18 protein-coding genes and 1 pseudogene are annotated in these 15,793 nt (G+C 72.1%); 14 read left to right on the top strand and 5 right to left on the bottom strand.

From position 1 onward, the window contains the following. Window positions 1-12: 12 nt before the first annotated feature. The 6 genes from ABZ807_RS02220 (at window position 13) to ABZ807_RS02195 (ending at window position 5,858) form a co-directional block, all read left to right on the top strand. On the top strand, window positions 13-318 hold the full coding sequence (locus ABZ807_RS02220; RefSeq protein WP_357151641.1) for a hypothetical protein: 306 nt from the start codon (window positions 13-15) through the stop codon (window positions 316-318). Next, on the top strand, window positions 315-2,993 hold the full coding sequence (gene alaS / locus ABZ807_RS02215; RefSeq protein WP_357151639.1) for an alanine--tRNA ligase: 2,679 nt from the start codon (window positions 315-317) through the stop codon (window positions 2,991-2,993). Before ABZ807_RS02220 ends, alaS begins: the two co-directional genes overlap by 4 nt. 72 nt (window positions 2,994-3,065) lie before the next feature. After that, entirely contained in the window at window positions 3,066-3,527 is a 462-nt protein-coding gene (ruvX, locus tag ABZ807_RS02210; protein WP_357151637.1) for a Holliday junction resolvase RuvX, read from the top strand. Next, window positions 3,524-4,714, top strand: coding sequence for an endolytic transglycosylase MltG (gene mltG / locus ABZ807_RS02205; RefSeq protein ID WP_357151635.1), 1,191 nt, complete (start codon window positions 3,524-3,526; stop codon window positions 4,712-4,714). The genes ruvX and mltG overlap by 4 nt, the downstream gene beginning before the upstream one ends. A gap of 50 nt (window positions 4,715-4,764) precedes the next feature. Then, on the top strand, window positions 4,765-5,601 hold the full coding sequence (locus tag ABZ807_RS02200; protein WP_357151634.1) for a shikimate dehydrogenase: 837 nt from the start codon (window positions 4,765-4,767) through the stop codon (window positions 5,599-5,601). Window positions 5,602-5,603: 2 nt separating this feature from the next. Beyond that, window positions 5,604-5,858: a hypothetical protein gene (locus ABZ807_RS02195; RefSeq protein WP_357151632.1), complete on the top strand. Its 255-nt coding sequence runs from the start codon at window positions 5,604-5,606 to the stop codon at window positions 5,856-5,858. 17 nt (window positions 5,859-5,875) lie between these two features. Here ABZ807_RS02195 and ABZ807_RS02190 read toward each other — a convergent pair whose 3' ends face one another. Continuing rightward, the gene (locus ABZ807_RS02190) at window positions 5,876-7,216 is read right to left on the bottom strand and encodes an MFS transporter (RefSeq protein ID WP_357151630.1); all 1,341 of its coding nucleotides are present in this window, start codon (window positions 7,214-7,216) and stop codon (window positions 5,876-5,878) included. Then, window positions 7,213-7,821: a helix-turn-helix domain-containing protein gene (locus tag ABZ807_RS02185; protein WP_357151628.1), complete on the bottom strand. Its 609-nt coding sequence runs from the start codon at window positions 7,819-7,821 to the stop codon at window positions 7,213-7,215. The genes ABZ807_RS02190 and ABZ807_RS02185 overlap by 4 nt, the downstream gene beginning before the upstream one ends. 204 nt (window positions 7,822-8,025) lie before the next feature. Between ABZ807_RS02185 and aroC the strand changes: the two genes are divergently transcribed. Beyond that, window positions 8,026-9,204, top strand: a complete 1,179-nt coding sequence (gene aroC / locus ABZ807_RS02180) for a chorismate synthase (RefSeq protein ID WP_357151626.1) — start codon at window positions 8,026-8,028, stop codon at window positions 9,202-9,204. Beyond that, entirely contained in the window at window positions 9,201-9,707 is a 507-nt protein-coding gene (locus ABZ807_RS02175; protein ID WP_357151624.1) for a shikimate kinase, read from the top strand. The genes aroC and ABZ807_RS02175 overlap by 4 nt, the downstream gene beginning before the upstream one ends. Before the next feature lie 12 nt (window positions 9,708-9,719). Here the strand turns inward: ABZ807_RS02175 and ABZ807_RS02170 are convergent, their stop codons facing one another. Continuing rightward, window positions 9,720-10,448 carry an alpha/beta hydrolase gene (locus tag ABZ807_RS02170; protein ID WP_357151622.1) on the bottom strand — a complete coding sequence of 243 codons (729 nt, stop codon included), beginning with the start codon at window positions 10,446-10,448 and terminating at the stop codon, window positions 9,720-9,722. 82 nt (window positions 10,449-10,530) lie between these two features. Here ABZ807_RS02170 and ABZ807_RS02165 point away from each other — a divergent pair, with 82 nt between their 5' ends. After that, window positions 10,531-11,511 (top strand): YafY family protein, encoded by a 981-nt coding sequence (locus ABZ807_RS02165; protein WP_357151620.1) that lies wholly within the window; start codon window positions 10,531-10,533, stop codon window positions 11,509-11,511. Window positions 11,512-11,660: 149 nt separating this feature from the next. Here ABZ807_RS02165 and ABZ807_RS02160 read toward each other — a convergent pair. Next, window positions 11,661-11,753 (bottom strand): annotated as a pseudogene (locus tag ABZ807_RS02160) (cytochrome c oxidase assembly protein); the annotation flags it as partial. Between ABZ807_RS02160 and ABZ807_RS02155 the strand changes: the two are divergent. From ABZ807_RS02155 to nusB, 5 genes are all read left to right on the top strand, one after another. Next, on the top strand, window positions 11,722-11,856 hold the full coding sequence (locus ABZ807_RS02155) for a hypothetical protein (RefSeq protein ID WP_357151618.1): 135 nt from the start codon (window positions 11,722-11,724) through the stop codon (window positions 11,854-11,856). The pseudogene ABZ807_RS02160 and the gene ABZ807_RS02155 overlap by 32 nt on opposite strands. A gap of 73 nt (window positions 11,857-11,929) precedes the next feature. After that, window positions 11,930-13,006, top strand: coding sequence for a 3-dehydroquinate synthase (gene aroB, locus ABZ807_RS02150; RefSeq protein WP_357151616.1), 1,077 nt, complete (start codon window positions 11,930-11,932; stop codon window positions 13,004-13,006). 55 nt (window positions 13,007-13,061) lie between these two features. Beyond that, window positions 13,062-13,502: a type II 3-dehydroquinate dehydratase gene (aroQ, locus tag ABZ807_RS02145; RefSeq protein ID WP_357151615.1), complete on the top strand. Its 441-nt coding sequence runs from the start codon at window positions 13,062-13,064 to the stop codon at window positions 13,500-13,502. A 507-nt stretch (window positions 13,503-14,009) separates the two neighbouring features. Beyond that, the gene (gene efp / locus ABZ807_RS02140; protein WP_357151613.1) at window positions 14,010-14,567 is read left to right on the top strand and encodes an elongation factor P; all 558 of its coding nucleotides are present in this window, start codon (window positions 14,010-14,012) and stop codon (window positions 14,565-14,567) included. 23 nt (window positions 14,568-14,590) lie between these two features. Then, the gene (gene nusB / locus ABZ807_RS02135) at window positions 14,591-15,001 is read left to right on the top strand and encodes a transcription antitermination factor NusB (protein ID WP_357109116.1); all 411 of its coding nucleotides are present in this window, start codon (window positions 14,591-14,593) and stop codon (window positions 14,999-15,001) included. Between the two features lie 81 nt (window positions 15,002-15,082). Here the strand turns inward: nusB and ABZ807_RS02130 are convergent, their stop codons facing one another. Further along, the gene (locus tag ABZ807_RS02130; RefSeq protein WP_013285505.1) at window positions 15,083-15,571 is read right to left on the bottom strand and encodes a helix-turn-helix domain-containing protein; all 489 of its coding nucleotides are present in this window, start codon (window positions 15,569-15,571) and stop codon (window positions 15,083-15,085) included. Window positions 15,572-15,793 lie beyond the last annotated feature (222 nt).

Here is a 15,793-nt window from a genome sequence, read left to right as displayed (position 1 = left end):
AGGGATGAGAGCATGAGGCGACTGTTCTGGCTGGGCATCGGCCTGGCCGTGGGCGTGGTGGTGGTCCACAAGGCGACCCGCACCGCGCAGGCGTACACCCCGGCCGGCATCGCGAGCGGGCTGTCCGAATCCGCTGGCGGCCTGGTCGAGTCGCTGCGTAGCTTCGTCGAGGACGTACGGGTCGGGATGGCCGAGCGCGAGCAGGAGATCCACGAGGCGTTCGCCCGGGGCGAGACGTTCGACGACCAGTTCGCCGAGCTGCGGGAGGACCCGCGCATCGGCGACCGAGAGATCTTTCCGGAGGAACACCAGCGATGAAGACGGCGGAGATCAAGCGGCGGTACCTCGCCCACTTCGAGGCGAACGGGCACACCGTGGTGCCGTCCGCTCCGCTGCCCGCCATCAGCGACCCGAACCTGCTGTTCGTCAACGCCGGCATGGTGCAGTTCGTCCCCTACTTCCTCGGGCAGCAGACCCCGCCGTACCAGCGGGCGGTCAGCGTGCAGAAGTGCATCCGCACCCCGGACATCGACGAGGTCGGCAAGACCAGCCGGCACGGCACGTTCTTCCAGATGAACGGCAACTTCTCCTTCGGTGACTACTTCAAGGACGGAGCGATCCCGCTCGCCTGGGAGCTGGTCACCAAACCGGTCGCCGAGGGCGGCTACGGGCTCGACCCGGAGCGGGTCTGGCCGACGGTCTACCTCGACGACGACGAGGCGTTCGAGATCTGGCGCTCGGTGGGCGTGCCGGCCGAGCGGATCGTCCGGCGCGGCAAGGCGGACAACTTCTGGTCGATGGGCATCCCCGGCCCGTGCGGCCCCTGCTCCGAGCTGTTCTACGACCGCGGCCCCTCCTACGGCCGCGAGGGCGGCCCGGAGGTCGACGAGGACCGCTACATGGAGTTCTGGAACCTGGTCTTCATGCAGTTCGAGCGGGGCCCGGGCACCGGCAAGGAGAACTTCCCGATCCTCGGCGACCTGCCGGCGAAGAACATCGACACCGGCATGGGCCTGGAGCGGATGGCCTCCATCCTGCAGGGCGTCGACAACCTCTACGAGATCGACGAGGTCCGGCCGATCCTGGACCGGGCGGCCGAGCTGACCGGCAAGCGGTACGGCGCGCACTCCGGGCACGTGGCCAGCGAGTCGCACCCGGACGACGTGCGCCTGCGGGTGGTCGCCGACCACGTGCGTACCGCGCTGATGCTGATCGGCGACGGGGTGACCCCGAGCAACGAGGGGCGCGGCTACGTGCTGCGCCGGATCATGCGCCGGGCGATCCGGTCGGTGCGGCTGCTGGGTTACCAGGACCGGGCGCTGCCCGAGCTGCTGCCGGTGGCCCGGGACTGCATGGCCCCGTCGTACCCGGAGTTGGCCGAGGAGTTCGACCGGATCTCCCAGTACGCGTACGCCGAGGAGGACGCCTTCCTCTCCACGCTGCGCGCCGGCACCACCATCCTGGACACCGCGATCGCCGAGACCAAGTCGGCCGGTAAGCCGGCGCTCTCCGGCGACAAGGCGTTCCAGCTGCACGACACCTACGGCTTCCCGATCGACCTCACCCTGGAGATCGCTGCCGAGCAGGGCCTGCAGGTGGACGCCGAGGGCTTCCGCCGGCTGATGGCCGACCAGCGCAACCGGGCCAAGGCCGACGCGCAGGCCCGCAAGACCGGGCACACCGACGTGTCGGCGTACCGGTCGGTGCTGGACGCGGGCGGGGCGGTCGAGTTCACCGGCTACACCGAGCTGAACCGGGAGTCCCGGGTCCGCGCGCTGCTCTCCGGCGGCGCCGAGGTGGGCGCGGCGGTCGAGGGCGACACCATCGAGCTGGTGCTCGACACCACCCCGTTCTACGCCGAGGGCGGTGGCCAGCAGCCCGACCAGGGCCTGATCACCGTCGGTGGCGGCCAGGTCGAGGTCTTCGACGTGCAGCAGCCGGTGCCGGGGTTGATCGTGCACCGGGCCAAGGTGCTGCGCGGCGAGGTGCGCGCCGGTGAGACCGGGTACGCGGAGATCGACGTGACCCGGCGGCGGGCGATCTCCCGCTCGCACACCGCGACCCACCTGGTGCACCAGACCATGCGCAACTTCCTCGGCGAGTCGGCGACCCAGGCGGGTTCGCTGAACGCGCCGGGCCGGCTGCGGTTCGACTTCAACACCCCGACCGGGGTGGCGCCGAGCGTGCTGCACGACGTGGAGCAGCAGGTCAACGAGGTGCTCCTGGCGGACCTGGAGGTGCACGCCTTCATCACCAGCCAGGAGCAGGCGCGCCGGATCGGCGCGATGGCGCTCTTCGGCGAGAAGTACGGCGAGCGGGTCCGGGTCGTCGAGGTCGGCGACTACGCCCGGGAGCTGTGCGGTGGCACCCACGTGGCCCGCTCGGCCCAGCTCGGCCTGGTCAAGATCCTCTCCGAGGCGTCGGTGGGGTCCGGCGTGCGCCGGATCGAGGCGCTGGTCGGCATGGACGCGTTCGGCTTCCTGGCCCGGGAGCACCTGCTGGTCTCCCGGCTGGCGGAGCTGTTCCGGGTGCCCGGCGACCAGGTCGCCGACCGGGTCGAGCAGACCGTGACGCAGCTGCGCGACGCCGAGAAGGAGTTGGAGAAGCTCCGGGCCCAGCTGGTGCTGGGCGGCGCGGCGGCGCTCGCCGGGCAGGCGAAGGACGTCCGCGGGGTGGCGTACGTCGGCACCGAGGCGCCGGAGGGCGCGGCCGGCAACGACGTGCGGACCCTCGCCCAGGAGATCCGCGGCAAGATCGACCCGACCCGGCCGGCGGTGGTCGCCGTGGCCGCCCGGTCGAACGGCAAGGCGTCCCTGGTGGTGGCCGTGAACGCGGCGGCCCGGGGTCGCGGGTTGGCCGCCAACGACCTGGTCAAGGCGGCCTTCTCCGGCCGGGGTGGGGGCAGCCCCGACGTCGCCCAGGGCGGCGGACTGCCGGCGGCGGAAGCGCCGAACCTGCTGCTCACTGTCGAGAAGGCGATCGCCGAGGCGTGATCGCGCACGATGGAGGCCAGGGCGGACCGACGCGGTCCGCCCTGGCCCGTCCCGTCCGGGGAGTGACCTGCCGTGGGTGAATTGACCCGAGGTGTCCGGCTCGGGGTGGACGTCGGACAGGTCCGGGTCGGGGTGGCCCGGTCGGACCCGCACGGCGTGCTGGCCACCCCGCTGGTCACCCTCGCCCGGGACCTGACGGCGGCGCCCGACGCGGTGCCGACGGACATGGCGCAGCTCGCGCAGTTGGTCGCCGAGCACGAAGCCGTGGAGGTCGTTCTGGGCCTTCCGGTCAATCTCGCCGGTAAGATCGGCCCGGCGGCGCGTCACGTGACGGCGTACGCGGACCGTCTGGCTGATGTGATAGCGCCGGTTCCGGTGACGCTCACCGACGAGAGGATGTCGACCGTCGTCGCGTCTCGTAGGCTGGCGGAGCGTGGCGTCCGGGGAAAGCGCCAACGCGCGGTGGTGGACCAGGCCGCCGCGGTCGAGATCCTGCAGAGCTGGCTGGAAGCGCAGCGGAGGCGGACGGAATGATCGACGATCTGGACCTCGGGTTCGACGAGCCGGAGAGGGGTGAGAAGGGCCGGCACCGACGCGGCCGACGCGACGGCAGGTCGGGCGGCCGGGGCAAGACCATCTTCGCCCTGTTGATGGCGCTGGTCCTGTTGGGTGGCATCGGTGGCGGCGCCTTCTACGGCTTCGACCGGATCCAGAACTACTTCGTCACCCCCGACTACGACGGCGCCGGCAGCGGCGAGGCGATGGTCGAGGTGAAGCAGGGCGCCCTGATCGCCGACATCGGCGACACCCTGGTGACCGCGGATGTGGTGAAGAGCACCAAGGCCTTCATCGAGGCGGCCGAGGCGAACGCGCTCAGCAAGAACATCCAGCCCGGCCTGTACAAGGTGCGCAAGCAGATGAGCGCGGAGAAGGCGCTCGCGATGCTGCTCGACCGGAAGAACAAGGTCACCAACCAGGTGACGATCCCGGAGGGGCGCACCTCCAAGAACATCTACAAGCTGCTCTCCGAGAAGACCAAGATCCCCGTCAAGGAGTTCGAGGCCGCCGCCAAGGACCCGGAGGCGCTCGGCGTGCCGGACTTCTGGTTCACCCGCAAGGACGACAAGAAGGTCGTCAAGTCGATCGAGGGCTTCCTCTACCCGGACACCTACGAGATCGCGCCGAACGCCACCGCCGAGAGCATCCTCAAAGACATGGTCGGCAACTTCCTCGCCGTCACCGGGGAGATGAAGTTCACCGACCGGGTCGAGGCCGAACGTAAGATCAGCCCGTACGAGGCGCTGATCGTGGGCTCGATGGCCCAGGCCGAGGCGGGCAACGCCGACGACCTCGGCAAGATCGCCCGGGTCGCCTACAACCGTGCCTACACCGGCAAGTTCCCGTGCAGCTGTCTCGAGTTCGACGTCTCGGTCAACTACTACTGGGAGTTGACCGGTAAGAAGACCAAGGCGTCGAAGGACATGACCACGGCGGAGATCCGCGACCCGAAGAATCCGTACAGCACCCACGCCCACCCGGGCCTCACGCCCACCCCGATCAACAACCCGGGCAAGCAGGCGTTGCAGGGGGCGATGGACCCGCCGGGGGGTGGCTGGCTCTTCTTCGTCGCCATCGACAAGCAGGGGCACTCGGCGTTCGCCACGACCAACGCCGAGCACGAGCGCAACATCGAGAAGGCGAAGCAGAACGGCGTGCTCTGAGTCGCTACGCTGCCCTGATCCGATCGTGATTCGGGGAGCGGGGGAGTGACGTGACGGTGCACAGGGCCGCGGTGCTCGGCAAACCGATCGCGCACTCCCTCTCCCCGGTGATCCACAACGCCGGCTACGCCGCCGCCGGGCTCGCCGGGTGGTCGTACACCCGGATCGAGTGTGCGGCCGCGGAGCTGCCGGCCCTGGTCGCGGGTCTCGGCCCGGAGTGGGCCGGGTTGTCGGTGACCATGCCGGGCAAGGAGACGGCGCTCGCGGTGGCCGACGAGGTGTCGCCGGTCGCGGCCGCCGTTGGCGCCGCCAACACGTTGGTTCGCCGTCCCGACGGCTCCTGGTACGCCGACAACACTGACATCACCGGCATGGTCGAGGTGCTGACCTCGGCCGGGGTGGCCCCCGGCGGCACGGTGACCGTGCTCGGCGCCGGCGGCACCGCGCGCGCGGCGCTGGCCGCGGCGGCCCGGCTCGGCGCGGCCTCGGTGACCGTGGTGGCCCGCCGGGCGGCGGCGGTCGACGAGCTGCGGCCGGTCGCCCGGGCGGTCGGGGTGGCCCTGGCCGGCGCCGGCTGGGCGGACGCCACCGCGCACGCCGGGGCCGACGTCGTCGTCTCGACCGTGCCGAAGGGCGTCGCCGACCCGCTGGCCGGCGAGCTCCGCTGGCGGCCGTCGACGGTCCTCTTCGACGCCCTCTACGACCCGTGGCCGACCCCGCTGGCCGCGTCGGCCCGGGCCGCCGGCTGCCGAGTGGTCTCCGGGCTGGACCTGCTGCTGGCCCAGGCGGTCGGCCAGTTCGAGCAGTTCACCGGCGTGCCCGCGCCGCGCGCCGCGATGGCCCGGGCGGTGGCCGCACACCGCGCCGGGCTTCCCTGGCTAGCCTGAGCGTGACCGGTGTCACTTGGCGGGACCAGTCGTTCTCGCTGGTGCCGTACGTGTTCATCATCGGCGCTGGTACGTGTTCATCATCGGCGCTGGCCCTCCAGCTGCTGGCGTCTCAGCTCGACGCGCGCGTCATCCCTCCGCAGTATCCGCGAGAGCGCAAGGACGGCACCCTGTCGATCCGGGACGTGCCGGAGAGCGTCGCCGAACAATGGGTGACGATGAATCCCGGAGTCCGGAGCGTCCCGCCGGTCTCGTAAGTGCCTCTACGTGGAACTCAGCAGGACGGGATGCCGCTGGCAACTGCCGATCCAGCGGGGTTGTCGTCGACCGCGTCACCAGCCGTATCCGCAGTGTCGTTCGGAGCCAGGGAGCGGATGCGGGGTATCGGTGAGGGCAGTAGCCAGAGCAGCGACAGGGCTCCGCCGACGGCGGCGATGAGGAGGGTCGCTCGCAGGCCGATGAGGGTAGCGAGTAGCCCGCCGACGACGGCGCCGACGGGGCGTACGCCGTAATTGATCGTGCTGAACGCGCCGGCCACGCGACTGCGCATGCCGTCGGGGATCACCGTGGCCTGGAGGGAGTTGAGGTTGACGTCGAACAGCATGACGCCAAAGCCTGAGAGGAACTCGACCGCAGCCAAGGCTCCGGCGCGGAGCCAGAGCGGGCCGTCCGCAATGGCGGCGATGGCGATCGGCGCCGGGAACAGCACCGCGCCCACGACGATACTGCGCCCCACACCGAACAGTCGCGAGACCTTCGGGGCGAACACCGCGCCAAGGAGGGCACCGGTGGCGCCGATCCCGAACGCGATGCCGATCACTCCTGCGGACAGTCCGAGGCTCCGGGTGGCGAACAGCACGATCAGCCCACTGCCTGCCACAAAGGTGAAGAAGTTGACGGTTGTCGCGCAGCCGAGGCTGGCCCGCAGTACTGGGTGACGGACGATGAATGTCAAGCCCTCCTTGGCACGCCGCAACAGCGAGGGCGCCGCTGCGGTGCCGGAGGCGGCCGGCGGTTCGTCGACCGAGACCCGGCTGATCAGGACCGCTGACGCCAGGAAGGTCAGGGCATCCACGACGATGACCACGGGTGCGGTCAGCGCCTGGACCAGTGCGCCACCGATGGCCGGGCCGGCGACATACGATGCGGACCGGCTGGCACTGAGCTTGCTGTTGGCGTCGACGTAGGACGCGCGCGGCACGAGGCGCACGAAGAATGGCGGATAGGCGGTATTGAACAGCACCCCGGCGGCGCCGGTCAGCAACGCCACGGCATACAACTGCCCCAGTGTCACCGCCCCTAGCAGGTAGGCCGCCGGGAGGCTGAGCAGCACTGCCGCCCGCACAAGGTCGGCGAGGATCATCAGACGGCGTTTGTGGGCTCGGTGGTCGACCCAGGCACCCAGGAAGATTGCGAGCAGGTTCGGGGTCCAGATGAGTGCGGTCAGCCACGCCACCTGGTTGGCGGTAGCGTTCAGGGCGCTGACGGCGATCAGGGGCAGGGCCAGTTCGGTGATCCGGTCGCCGAACTGCGAGACCGACTGACCGGCCCAGAAGCGGCGGAACCGTCGATCCCACCACAGCGATGTCGTAGCGGTCTGCTCCAGGCTGTTCACGGTGTCTGCCCGGTCTGCTCCCCGGCACTTTCCGGCAGGACGTAGCGCATCAGCCGGACGCCGCGGCCGTCGGTGGGCCGCTCAGCCGGGTCGCGAGTGACGTACGGCGCAAGAATGCGCTCGATCCCGTCCTCGATGGCGGCGAGTTCCTCAGCGGAAACGACGACGCGGGTGTTGGCCAGCCCGGCCAGCCTGCGCCACGCTGGATCGAGTTCGGATTCGACTTCGGCAGCCCATCGGCTCGGGAGGTCGGCATAGCGCCGGAACATCTGCTGCGACAGCACCCGCGCGGCTGACTGGCCCTCCTCATCAGCCGGGTCTTGCGGCGTCTCGAATCGGAAGCCGCGTGCTACTGCCTCCCACCGCCGTTGGCGGCGGTCCGGGCCGGGCTCACTGTCGCGGACCAGCCCAAAGCTGGCCAAGTGACGCAGATGCCAACTGGTCACCGACGGCGTCGCTCCCACGTCGGGCGCGAGTTGCGTGGCGGTCGCAGGCCCGTGCCGCTGAAGGTGGTCAAGGATCGCCAGCCGCACCGGATGCGCCAACGCCCGCATGGCTTGCGGATCAGTGATCTCGATATCGCCCAGGCGATTATTGGAGTCCATGACGTGAGAGTCTCCTCTCACGATTCGTGAGAGTCAACTCTCACACCTGTGGCGGCCTGTTGCCTGTTGCCAAGCCGCGCTCAGCGACAATGCCCGGGTGCGGCAAGGTGGTCTTGCGGGCTCCGGTCAACCGGTCGTGTCCGCAGGACGGGACGCGGCGGGCGGAGCGTCGGGTCCGCCACCGGGCGTGACAGACTGACCGCTGTGTTGCGCTGGTTGACTGCAGGTGAATCGCACGGTCCCGCCCTCGTCGCGTTGCTGGAGGGGGTGCCCGCCGGGGTGGCGGTGACCACCGGCGACATCGCCGACGAGCTGGCCCGGCGCCGGCTGGGCTACGGCCGGGGCGCCCGGATGTCGTTCGAGCGGGACGAGGTCGAGGTCATCGGCGGCCTGCGGCACGGCGTCACCCTGGGCAGCCCGGTGGCGATCCGGGTCGGCAACTCCGAGTGGCCCAAGTGGCAGACCGTGATGGCCGCCGACCCGGTCGACGCCGACGAGCTGGCCCGGCAGGCCCGCAACGCCCCGCTGACCCGCCCCCGGCCGGGCCACGCCGACCTGGCCGGCATGCAGAAGTACGGCCACACCGACGCCCGGCCGATCCTGGAGCGGGCCAGCGCGCGGGAGACCGCTGCCCGGGTCGCCGTCGGCACGGTGGCGAAGGCGCTGGTGAAGCAGGCCCTCGGCATCGAGATCGTCTCGCACGTGGTGGAGCTCGGCCCGGTCGCCGCCAAGCCGGGACTGCGGCCGCGGCCGGAGGACGCCGAGCGGATCGACGCCGACCCGCTGCGCTGCCTGGACCCCGAGGCCAGCGCCCGGATGGTCGCCGAGGTCGACGCCGCGAAGAAGGCCGCCGACACGCTGGGCGGCGTGGTCGAGGTGCTGGCGTACGGGGTGCCGCCGGGCCTGGGCAGCCACGTGCAGTGGGACCGTAAGCTCGATGCCCGGCTGGCCACCGCGCTGATGTCCATTCAGGCGATCAAGGGCGTGGAGATCGGCGACGGCTGGCAGCAGGCCCGCTCGCGTGGCTCCGAGGCGCACGACGAGATCATGCCGACCGCCACCGGCGTCCGTCGGGTCACCGACCGGGCCGGCGGCCTGGAGGGCGGCATCACCACCGGCGAGCCGCTGCGGGTGAAGGCCGCGATGAAGCCGATCTCCTCGCTGAACCGGGCCCTCGCGACGGTCGACGTGACCACCGGCGAGCCGGCCACCGCCATCAACCAGCGCTCCGACGTCTGCGCGGTGCCGGCCGCGGCGGTGGTCGCCGAGGCGATGGTGGCGCTGGTGCTGGCCGAGGCGGCCACCGAGAAGTTCGGCGGCGACTCGGTGGCGGAGATCCGCCGCAACGTCGCCGGCTACCTCGACGCGCTGGTGATCCGGTGACGAAGCCGGTCTGCGTGCTGGTCGGGGCGCCCGGCTCCGGCAAGACCACCCTCGGCAGGGAGTTGGCGGCGCTGCTCGGGGTCGAGTTCCGGGACACCGACGCCGACATCGAGCGGCTGGCCGGCAAGCCGATCCCGGAGATCTTCATCGACGAGGGGGAGGCGCGTTTCCGTACCCTCGAACGGGCGGCGGTGGCGGCGGCGCTGGCCTCGCACGGCGGGGTGCTCGCCCTCGGCGGCGGCGCGATCCTCGCCGAGGAGAACCGCGCCGCGCTGGTCGGGCACACCGTGGTGCACCTGTCGGTGGAGCTGCCCGACGCGGTGCGGCGGGTCGGGCTCGGCGCCGGCCGGCCGCTGCTCGCGATCAACCCCCGGGCCACCCTCAAACACCTGCTGGACCAGCGCCGCCCGCTCTACGCCGAGGTGGCGACCGCGACCGTGGTCACCGACGGGCGTACCCCGCCGGAGCTGGCCGCCGAGATCGTCGCCCTGCTCAAGCCCTGACCCGGCCGGCGGTCAGCCCCGGGCGATGGTGTCGAGCAGGTCGGCGAGGGCCTTCGGCTCGCTCAGCATCGGCCAGTGGCCGGTCGGCAGCCCGTGCAGCTCGGCGCCGGCGAGACCGGCGAAGAACGGGTGGCCCTCGGCGATCATCGCGGCGGCCACCTCCACCGGAAACGTGCACGCCACCAGCGCGGTCGGCACCGGCCGCCCACCGGTACGCCGTACCGGGTCGGTCGCCGCGCCCAGCGGGTGCCCGGTGGACCGGCGCCGCAGCAGCGCCAGCGCGGCGTCGTTGAGACCGGCCAGGTTCTGCGGGTCCTCGGCCGGCTCCCAGGCCGGTGGCGGCAGCAGGTGCCCGTCGCCGATCCGCGCGCGCAGCCGCTCCTGCTCCTCCGGCGGGTTGGTGTCGAACTGGGACACGCCGTCGGGCAGCGGCCCGCTCTCCACGTAGACCACCCGGGCGATCCGGTCCGGCATCCGGTCGGCCGCCTGGGTCACCGGCATCCCGCCGCCGGAGTGCCCGACCAGCACCACGTCGCGCAGTTCCTCCGCCTCGATGAGCGCGGTGAGGTCGGTGGTGTGCGTCTCCAGGCCCGCCTCCGGGCCGGCCAGGTGGGCCCGGTCGGCCACCCCGGTCAGCGTCACCGCGTACACGTCGTGGCCGCGCCCGCGCAGGTCGCGGGTCACCTCCTGCCACGCCCAGCCGCCCAGCCAGAACCCCGGCACCAGCACGAACGTCGCCATCTCGGATCTCCCTCATCTCGATGTCCATGGACACCGTAGGCTGGAATCCGGACAGTTCCCGCCCGGTATTGCGAGGTGGCCCGTGTCACATCCGGCCGGTCGGGTGCTCGCGATGCTCGAACTGCTCCAGAGCCACCACCGGCTCACCGGCGTCGAGCTGGCCGACCGGCTGCGCGTCGACGAGCGCACCGTGCGCCGGTACGCCGCCACCCTGGTCGACCTCGGCATCCCGGTCACCGCCGAGCGGGGCCGGTACGGCGGCTACCGGATGCGCCCCGGCTACAAGCTGCCGCCGCTGATGCTCACCGACGACGAGGCGGTGGCGGTGCTGCTCGGCCTGGTCGCGGCGGAACGGCTGGGGCTGGGCACCGAGGAGCCGGCCACCACCACCGCCCTGGCCAAGATCCGGCGGGTGCTGCCGGCTCCCCTCGCGGAGCGGCTCACCGCCGTCCAGGACCATCTCGGCTTCACGCTGCGCCGGGCCGACCCGACGCTGCGCCCGGCCACCGGCACGCTGCTCACCCTTGGCGCGGCGACTCGGCAGCGGCGGCGGGTGACGTTGGACTACCGCTCCTGGCGGGGTGACCCGTCGCGGCGGCAGCTCGACCCGTACGGGCTGGTCTTCCACGCCGGCCGCTGGTACGTCACCGGTTACGACCACCTCCGGGACGAGGTACGCACCTTCCGGCTGGACCGGATCGGCGCGGTCAGCACCGGCCCGGAGACGTTCGCCGTGCCGGACGACTTCGACCCGGTGGCCCAGGTGACCCGCTCGCTGGCCGGCGTGCCGTACGCGCACTCCGTCGAGGTGCTGCTGGAGACCGATCTGGTCGCCGCCCGCCGCCGCGTCCCGCCCAGCGTCGGCGACCTCACCGAGGTCGCCGACGGGGTGCTGCTCCGGACCCGTGCCGAGCACCTCGACGGGATGGCGCAGCTGCTCGCCGGGCTCGGCTGGCCGTTCACCGTGCTCCGCCCGGACGCGCTGCGCGACGCCGTCCGCGCCCACGCGACCCGGCTGGCCGGCTGGGCCGACCGGCCCGGCCCCGCCCCACCGTCCGGCTGACGAACCAGGCCGTCCACCGGTCCCGGCCGCCACCGGTCCTGCCGGCACCACCGGTCCCGGCCGGCGCGGGCCTCGCCGCGCCCCAGGTGGCGCAGCACCCGCAGCGCCGCCCGCCCGACGACGCGGCGCACCGTGCGCAGCGCGAGGGTGCCGGGCGCGCCGAGCACCAGCCCGAGCGGCGCCAGCATCCCGACCAGCAGGTGCCGCCACATGTGCCCGACCAGGTCGTGGCCGGGCAGCACCGCGGCCACCGCGAGCAGCGCCGCGCCCGCACCGAAGCTCGCGGTACGCCAGTGGCTTCAGCCGCCGGCCGCCGAGCCCGACGCCGAGGATGGTGGCGGGTAGCCGGATGTCGGCGCCGTCGATGGTCGTGGTGGCCATGGTCGCGGCGCTGCCGGCTGCACTAGGCTCCCCTGCGATGGACGAGGTGACCCGGATTCCGGTCGGCGGCGAGCGGCCGTACGACGTGTTCGTGGGACGAGACCTGCTCGATCCGCCGCCGCGGCTGCTGCCGGGCGCCGAGCGGGTCGCGCTGCTGTTCGCGCCGCCGCTCAAGGACCTGGCCGACACGCTGGCCGAACGGCTCCGCGCGGTCGGCGTGACCCCGCTGCCGATCGAGGTGCCCGACGCCGAGGCGGGCAAGCGGATCGAGGTGGCCGCCGACTGCTGGGAGCGGCTCGGCGCGGCCGGGTTCACCCGTACCGACGCGGTCGTCGGGGTGGGCGGGGGCGCGGTGACCGACCTGGCCGGCTTCGTCGCCGCCTGCTGGCTGCGCGGGGTGCGCTGGGTGCCGGTGGCGACCTCCCTGCTGGGCATGGTCGACGCGGCGGTCGGTGGCAAGACCGGCGTGAACACCGCCGCCGGCAAGAACCTGGTCGGCGCGTTCCACCCGCCGGCCGGCGTGCTCTGCGACCTGGCGACGCTGGACAGCCTGCCCCCGGCGGACCTGGCCGCCGGGATGGCCGAGGTGGTCAAGTGCGGCTTCATCGCCGACCCGGTGATCCTCGACCTGGTCGAGCGGGACCCGGCCGCCGCCGTCGACCCGACCGGCCCGGTGGCCCGCGAGCTGATCGAGCGGGCGATCCGGGTGAAGGCCGACGTGGTCTCCGGCGACCTGCGCGAGTCCGGGGTGCGCGAGGTGCTCAACTACGGCCACACCCTGGCGCACGCGATCGAGAAGGTGGAGGGCTACCGCTGGCGGCACGGGCACGCCGTCGCGGTGGGCACTGTCTACGCCGGCGCCCTGGCCCGGCTGGCCGGCCGGCTCGACGCCGCCACCGCCGAGCGGCACCGCACGGTCATGGCCGCGCTCGGCCTGCCCACCAGCTACCCGGCCGACGCCTGGCCCGACCTGCTGGCCGCGATGCGGGTGGACAAGAAGGCCCGGGGCAGCACCCTGCGCTTCGTGGTGCTCGACGCCCTGGCCCGGCCGGCGATCCTGGAGGGGCCGGACGACGAGCTGCTGCACGCCGCCTACCGGGAGATCAGCGGGTGAGCGTGCGACGTGACCGGGGTCCGCGAGCCCGGCAACCGCGAACGAGGGTGGCACCGTGAGGGTGTACGTGCTGAACGGGCCGAATCTGGGCCGGCTCGGCACCCGGCAGGTCGACGTGTACGGCGTGACCAGCTACGCCGACCTGGTGACGCTCTGTGTCGACACCGGCCGCGAGTTGGGGCTGGACGTGCTCGTCCGGCAGACCGACGCCGAGCACGAGCTGCTGGGCTGGCTGCACGAGGCGGCCGACGAGCAGGCGGCGGTGGTGCTCAACCCGGCTGCCTGGTCGCACTACTCGATCGCGGTCCGGGACGCCTGCGCGATGCTGCGCGGGCCGTTGGTGGAGGTGCACATCTCCAACATCCACGCCCGGGAGGAGTTCCGGCACCACTCCGTGGTCTCCGCCGTGGCGACCGGGGTGATCTGCGGCCTGGGCGTCGACGGCTACCGCCTCGCCCTGCGCCACCTGGCCACCCGCCTCGGCGCGACCGGCTGAGCGGTCCGGGCCGCAGGGCGCCCGAGCGGCCGTCCCCTGCAACCGGAGCCGTACGCCACCGTCGCGGTGCCGGGTCACCGCGTGACCGGCGGCACGATCGCCGTCGACGGCCGGGCACGCCGCGCCCGGCCTGCCGTCGTTGACGATCACCGTGAGTGGTCGGCGAGTCATTTCACGCTCGGTGAGGTGCGGCTCCCCGCCGCCGACCTCCCCTGACGCCTTTGCTCTGCTGCCCTCCCGGCAACACGGGACGTGAGCTGCTCTGATGGATCGTCGTGCGATCGACCGCTCCTTCGGGCGCGGACACGTTCGGTGACGGTTGCGTCCGGGGCAGCAGAGCAAAGGAGGGGGTGGGGGTGCCCGAGGGTGGCCCTGCCGGTGACGCACCGTGAGCAGAAGGGCGGGGTTGGTCGGGCCGAGAGGGGGCCGACCGGAGGCGGAGTCGCCGGTTGGACACAACTAGTAGACTTGCCAGGTCTGTCCGCCAATTGATGATCAAGGCAGGAAATGGCATCCACCAACGACCTCAAGAACGGCCTGGTACTCAACCTCGACGGGGAGCTGTGGGCCGTCGTCGAGTTCCAGCACGTCAAGCCCGGTAAGGGTGGGGCGTTCGTCCGCACGACGCTGAAGAACGTGCTGTCCGGCAAGGTCGTCGACAAGACCTTCAACGCGGGCACCAAGGTCGAGACCGCGACCGTCGACAAGCGCACCATGCAGTACCTGTACGCCGACGGCGAGGACTACGTCTTCATGGACCTGGAGACGTTCGACCAGATCACCGTCCCCGGCGGCACCGTCGGTGAGGCGGCGAACTACCTCCTCCCCGAGGCCGAGGCCACCGTCGCCACCCACGAGGGTCTTCCGCTCTACATCGAGCTGCCGACCTCGGTCGTGCTCGAGGTCACCTACACCGAGCCGGGTCTGCAGGGCGACCGGTCGACCGGCGGCAACAAGCCGGCCACCGTCGAGACCGGCGCGACCGTGCAGGTGCCGCTCTTCATCACCACCGGCGAGAAGATCAAGGTCGACACCCGCGACGGCCGTTACCTCGGCCGATCCTGATGGCCGAGGGCCCCAAACAGCAGATGCCGTCGCGCCGCAAGGCGCGGAAGCGGGCGCTGGACGTGCTCTACGAGGCCGACCTGCGTGACCGGCCCCCGGTCGAGGTGCTCGCCGGCTACGTCGAGCGGATCGAGAAGCCGCGGCCGGAGCACCTGGGCTATGCGGTCGGCCTGGTCGAGGGGGTCGCCTCCCACCTCGACCGGATCGACGAGGTGATCGCCAGCTACGCCGAGGGATGGACGCTGGACCGGATGCCGGTGGTCGACCGCAACCTCGCCCGGATCGCCGTCTACGAGCTGCTCTACGTCGACGAGATCGACGACGCGGTGGCGATCAGCGAGGCGGTGGAGCTGGCCCGGCAGATGTCGACCGACGACTCGCCGCGCTTCCTCAACGGCATCCTCGGCCGGATCGCCGAGTACGCCACCCGCTGACCCGACGGGGGTGTCAGCCGCACCCCGTAGGCAGCGAAGGGCCCGTGCCGGACGGCACGGGCCCTTCGCTGTGACGGCACCTCAGGACGCGAAGAACGCCCGCGGGTCGGCGACCAGCACCCCGTGCTCGGTGAGCCGCTCGATCAGACCCGACGGCGAGGCGTCATAGACGATCGCCAGGGCGCGCAGGTCGTCGGCGCGGATGGAGAGCACCCGGCCGTTGTAGTCGCCGCGCTGCTGCTGGATGGCGCGGGCGTACCGGGCGACGTAGGCGAGGTCCTCGGAGGCCTCGTCGTAGAGCCGCTCCAGGTCCAGGACGATCTTGCTGGTGGGCTCGTGGCGCACCCCGCTGCCGTCGGGCAGCAGCTCCGAGACGGGAACGCGGTAGAAGTCGGCCAGCTCCGCCAGGCGGGAGACGGTGACGGCCCGGTCGCCGCGCTCGTACGAGCCGACCACCACGGCCTTCCACCGCCCGTTCGACTTCTCCTCCACCCCCTGCAGGGACAAGCCCTGCTGCTGGCGGATGGAGCGCAGGCGGGCGCCCAGCGACTTGGCGTATTCAGAGGGCATTCGGACACTCCCAGTGCTGCTTTGGGGTTCTCCCAGCGATCGCTACGGAGCGTGACGGTACGGGGATTGCGACACATGGTCAAGTGGTCGTGACCTTACCGTTGGGGTGCGCGGGGGACTTGTCCCCATTTCGCCGCGCTGATCCGGGGATCAGTGGGTGCCGGCGGTCGGCCCGGTGACCGCTGGTAACGTGGCGTGAAGTCCCGGTCCGGGCCGCCCGCG

Origin of the sequence: Micromonospora sp. NPDC047548 (genome assembly GCF_040642975.1) — a bacterium.
Taxonomy (GTDB): domain Bacteria; phylum Actinomycetota; class Actinomycetes; order Mycobacteriales; family Micromonosporaceae; genus Micromonospora.
Note: the sequence above shows the minus strand (reverse complement) of the source record. Positions and strands in the feature narration are given on the sequence as shown.

Excerpts from the sequence above, each read along its gene's own strand:
- ABZ807_RS02220 (WP_357151641.1), top strand. The coding sequence starts at position 13 with ATGAGGCGACTGTTCTGGCTGGGCATCGGCCTGGCCGTGGGCGTGGTG.
- alaS (WP_357151639.1), top strand. The coding sequence starts at position 315 with ATGAAGACGGCGGAGATCAAGCGGCGGTACCTCGCCCACTTCGAGGCG.
- mltG (WP_357151635.1), top strand. The coding sequence starts at position 3,524 with ATGATCGACGATCTGGACCTCGGGTTCGACGAGCCGGAGAGGGGTGAG.
- ABZ807_RS02185 (WP_357151628.1), bottom strand. The coding sequence starts at position 7,821 with ATGGACTCCAATAATCGCCTGGGCGATATCGAGATCACTGATCCGCAA.
- ABZ807_RS02170 (WP_357151622.1), bottom strand. The coding sequence starts at position 10,448 with ATGGCGACGTTCGTGCTGGTGCCGGGGTTCTGGCTGGGCGGCTGGGCG.
- ABZ807_RS02155 (WP_357151618.1), top strand. The coding sequence starts at position 11,722 with ATGTGCCCGACCAGGTCGTGGCCGGGCAGCACCGCGGCCACCGCGAGC.
- aroB (WP_357151616.1), top strand. The coding sequence starts at position 11,930 with ATGGACGAGGTGACCCGGATTCCGGTCGGCGGCGAGCGGCCGTACGAC.
- efp (WP_357151613.1), top strand. The coding sequence starts at position 14,010 with ATGGCATCCACCAACGACCTCAAGAACGGCCTGGTACTCAACCTCGAC.
- nusB (WP_357109116.1), top strand. The coding sequence starts at position 14,591 with ATGCCGTCGCGCCGCAAGGCGCGGAAGCGGGCGCTGGACGTGCTCTAC.
- ABZ807_RS02130 (WP_013285505.1), bottom strand. The coding sequence starts at position 15,571 with ATGCCCTCTGAATACGCCAAGTCGCTGGGCGCCCGCCTGCGCTCCATC.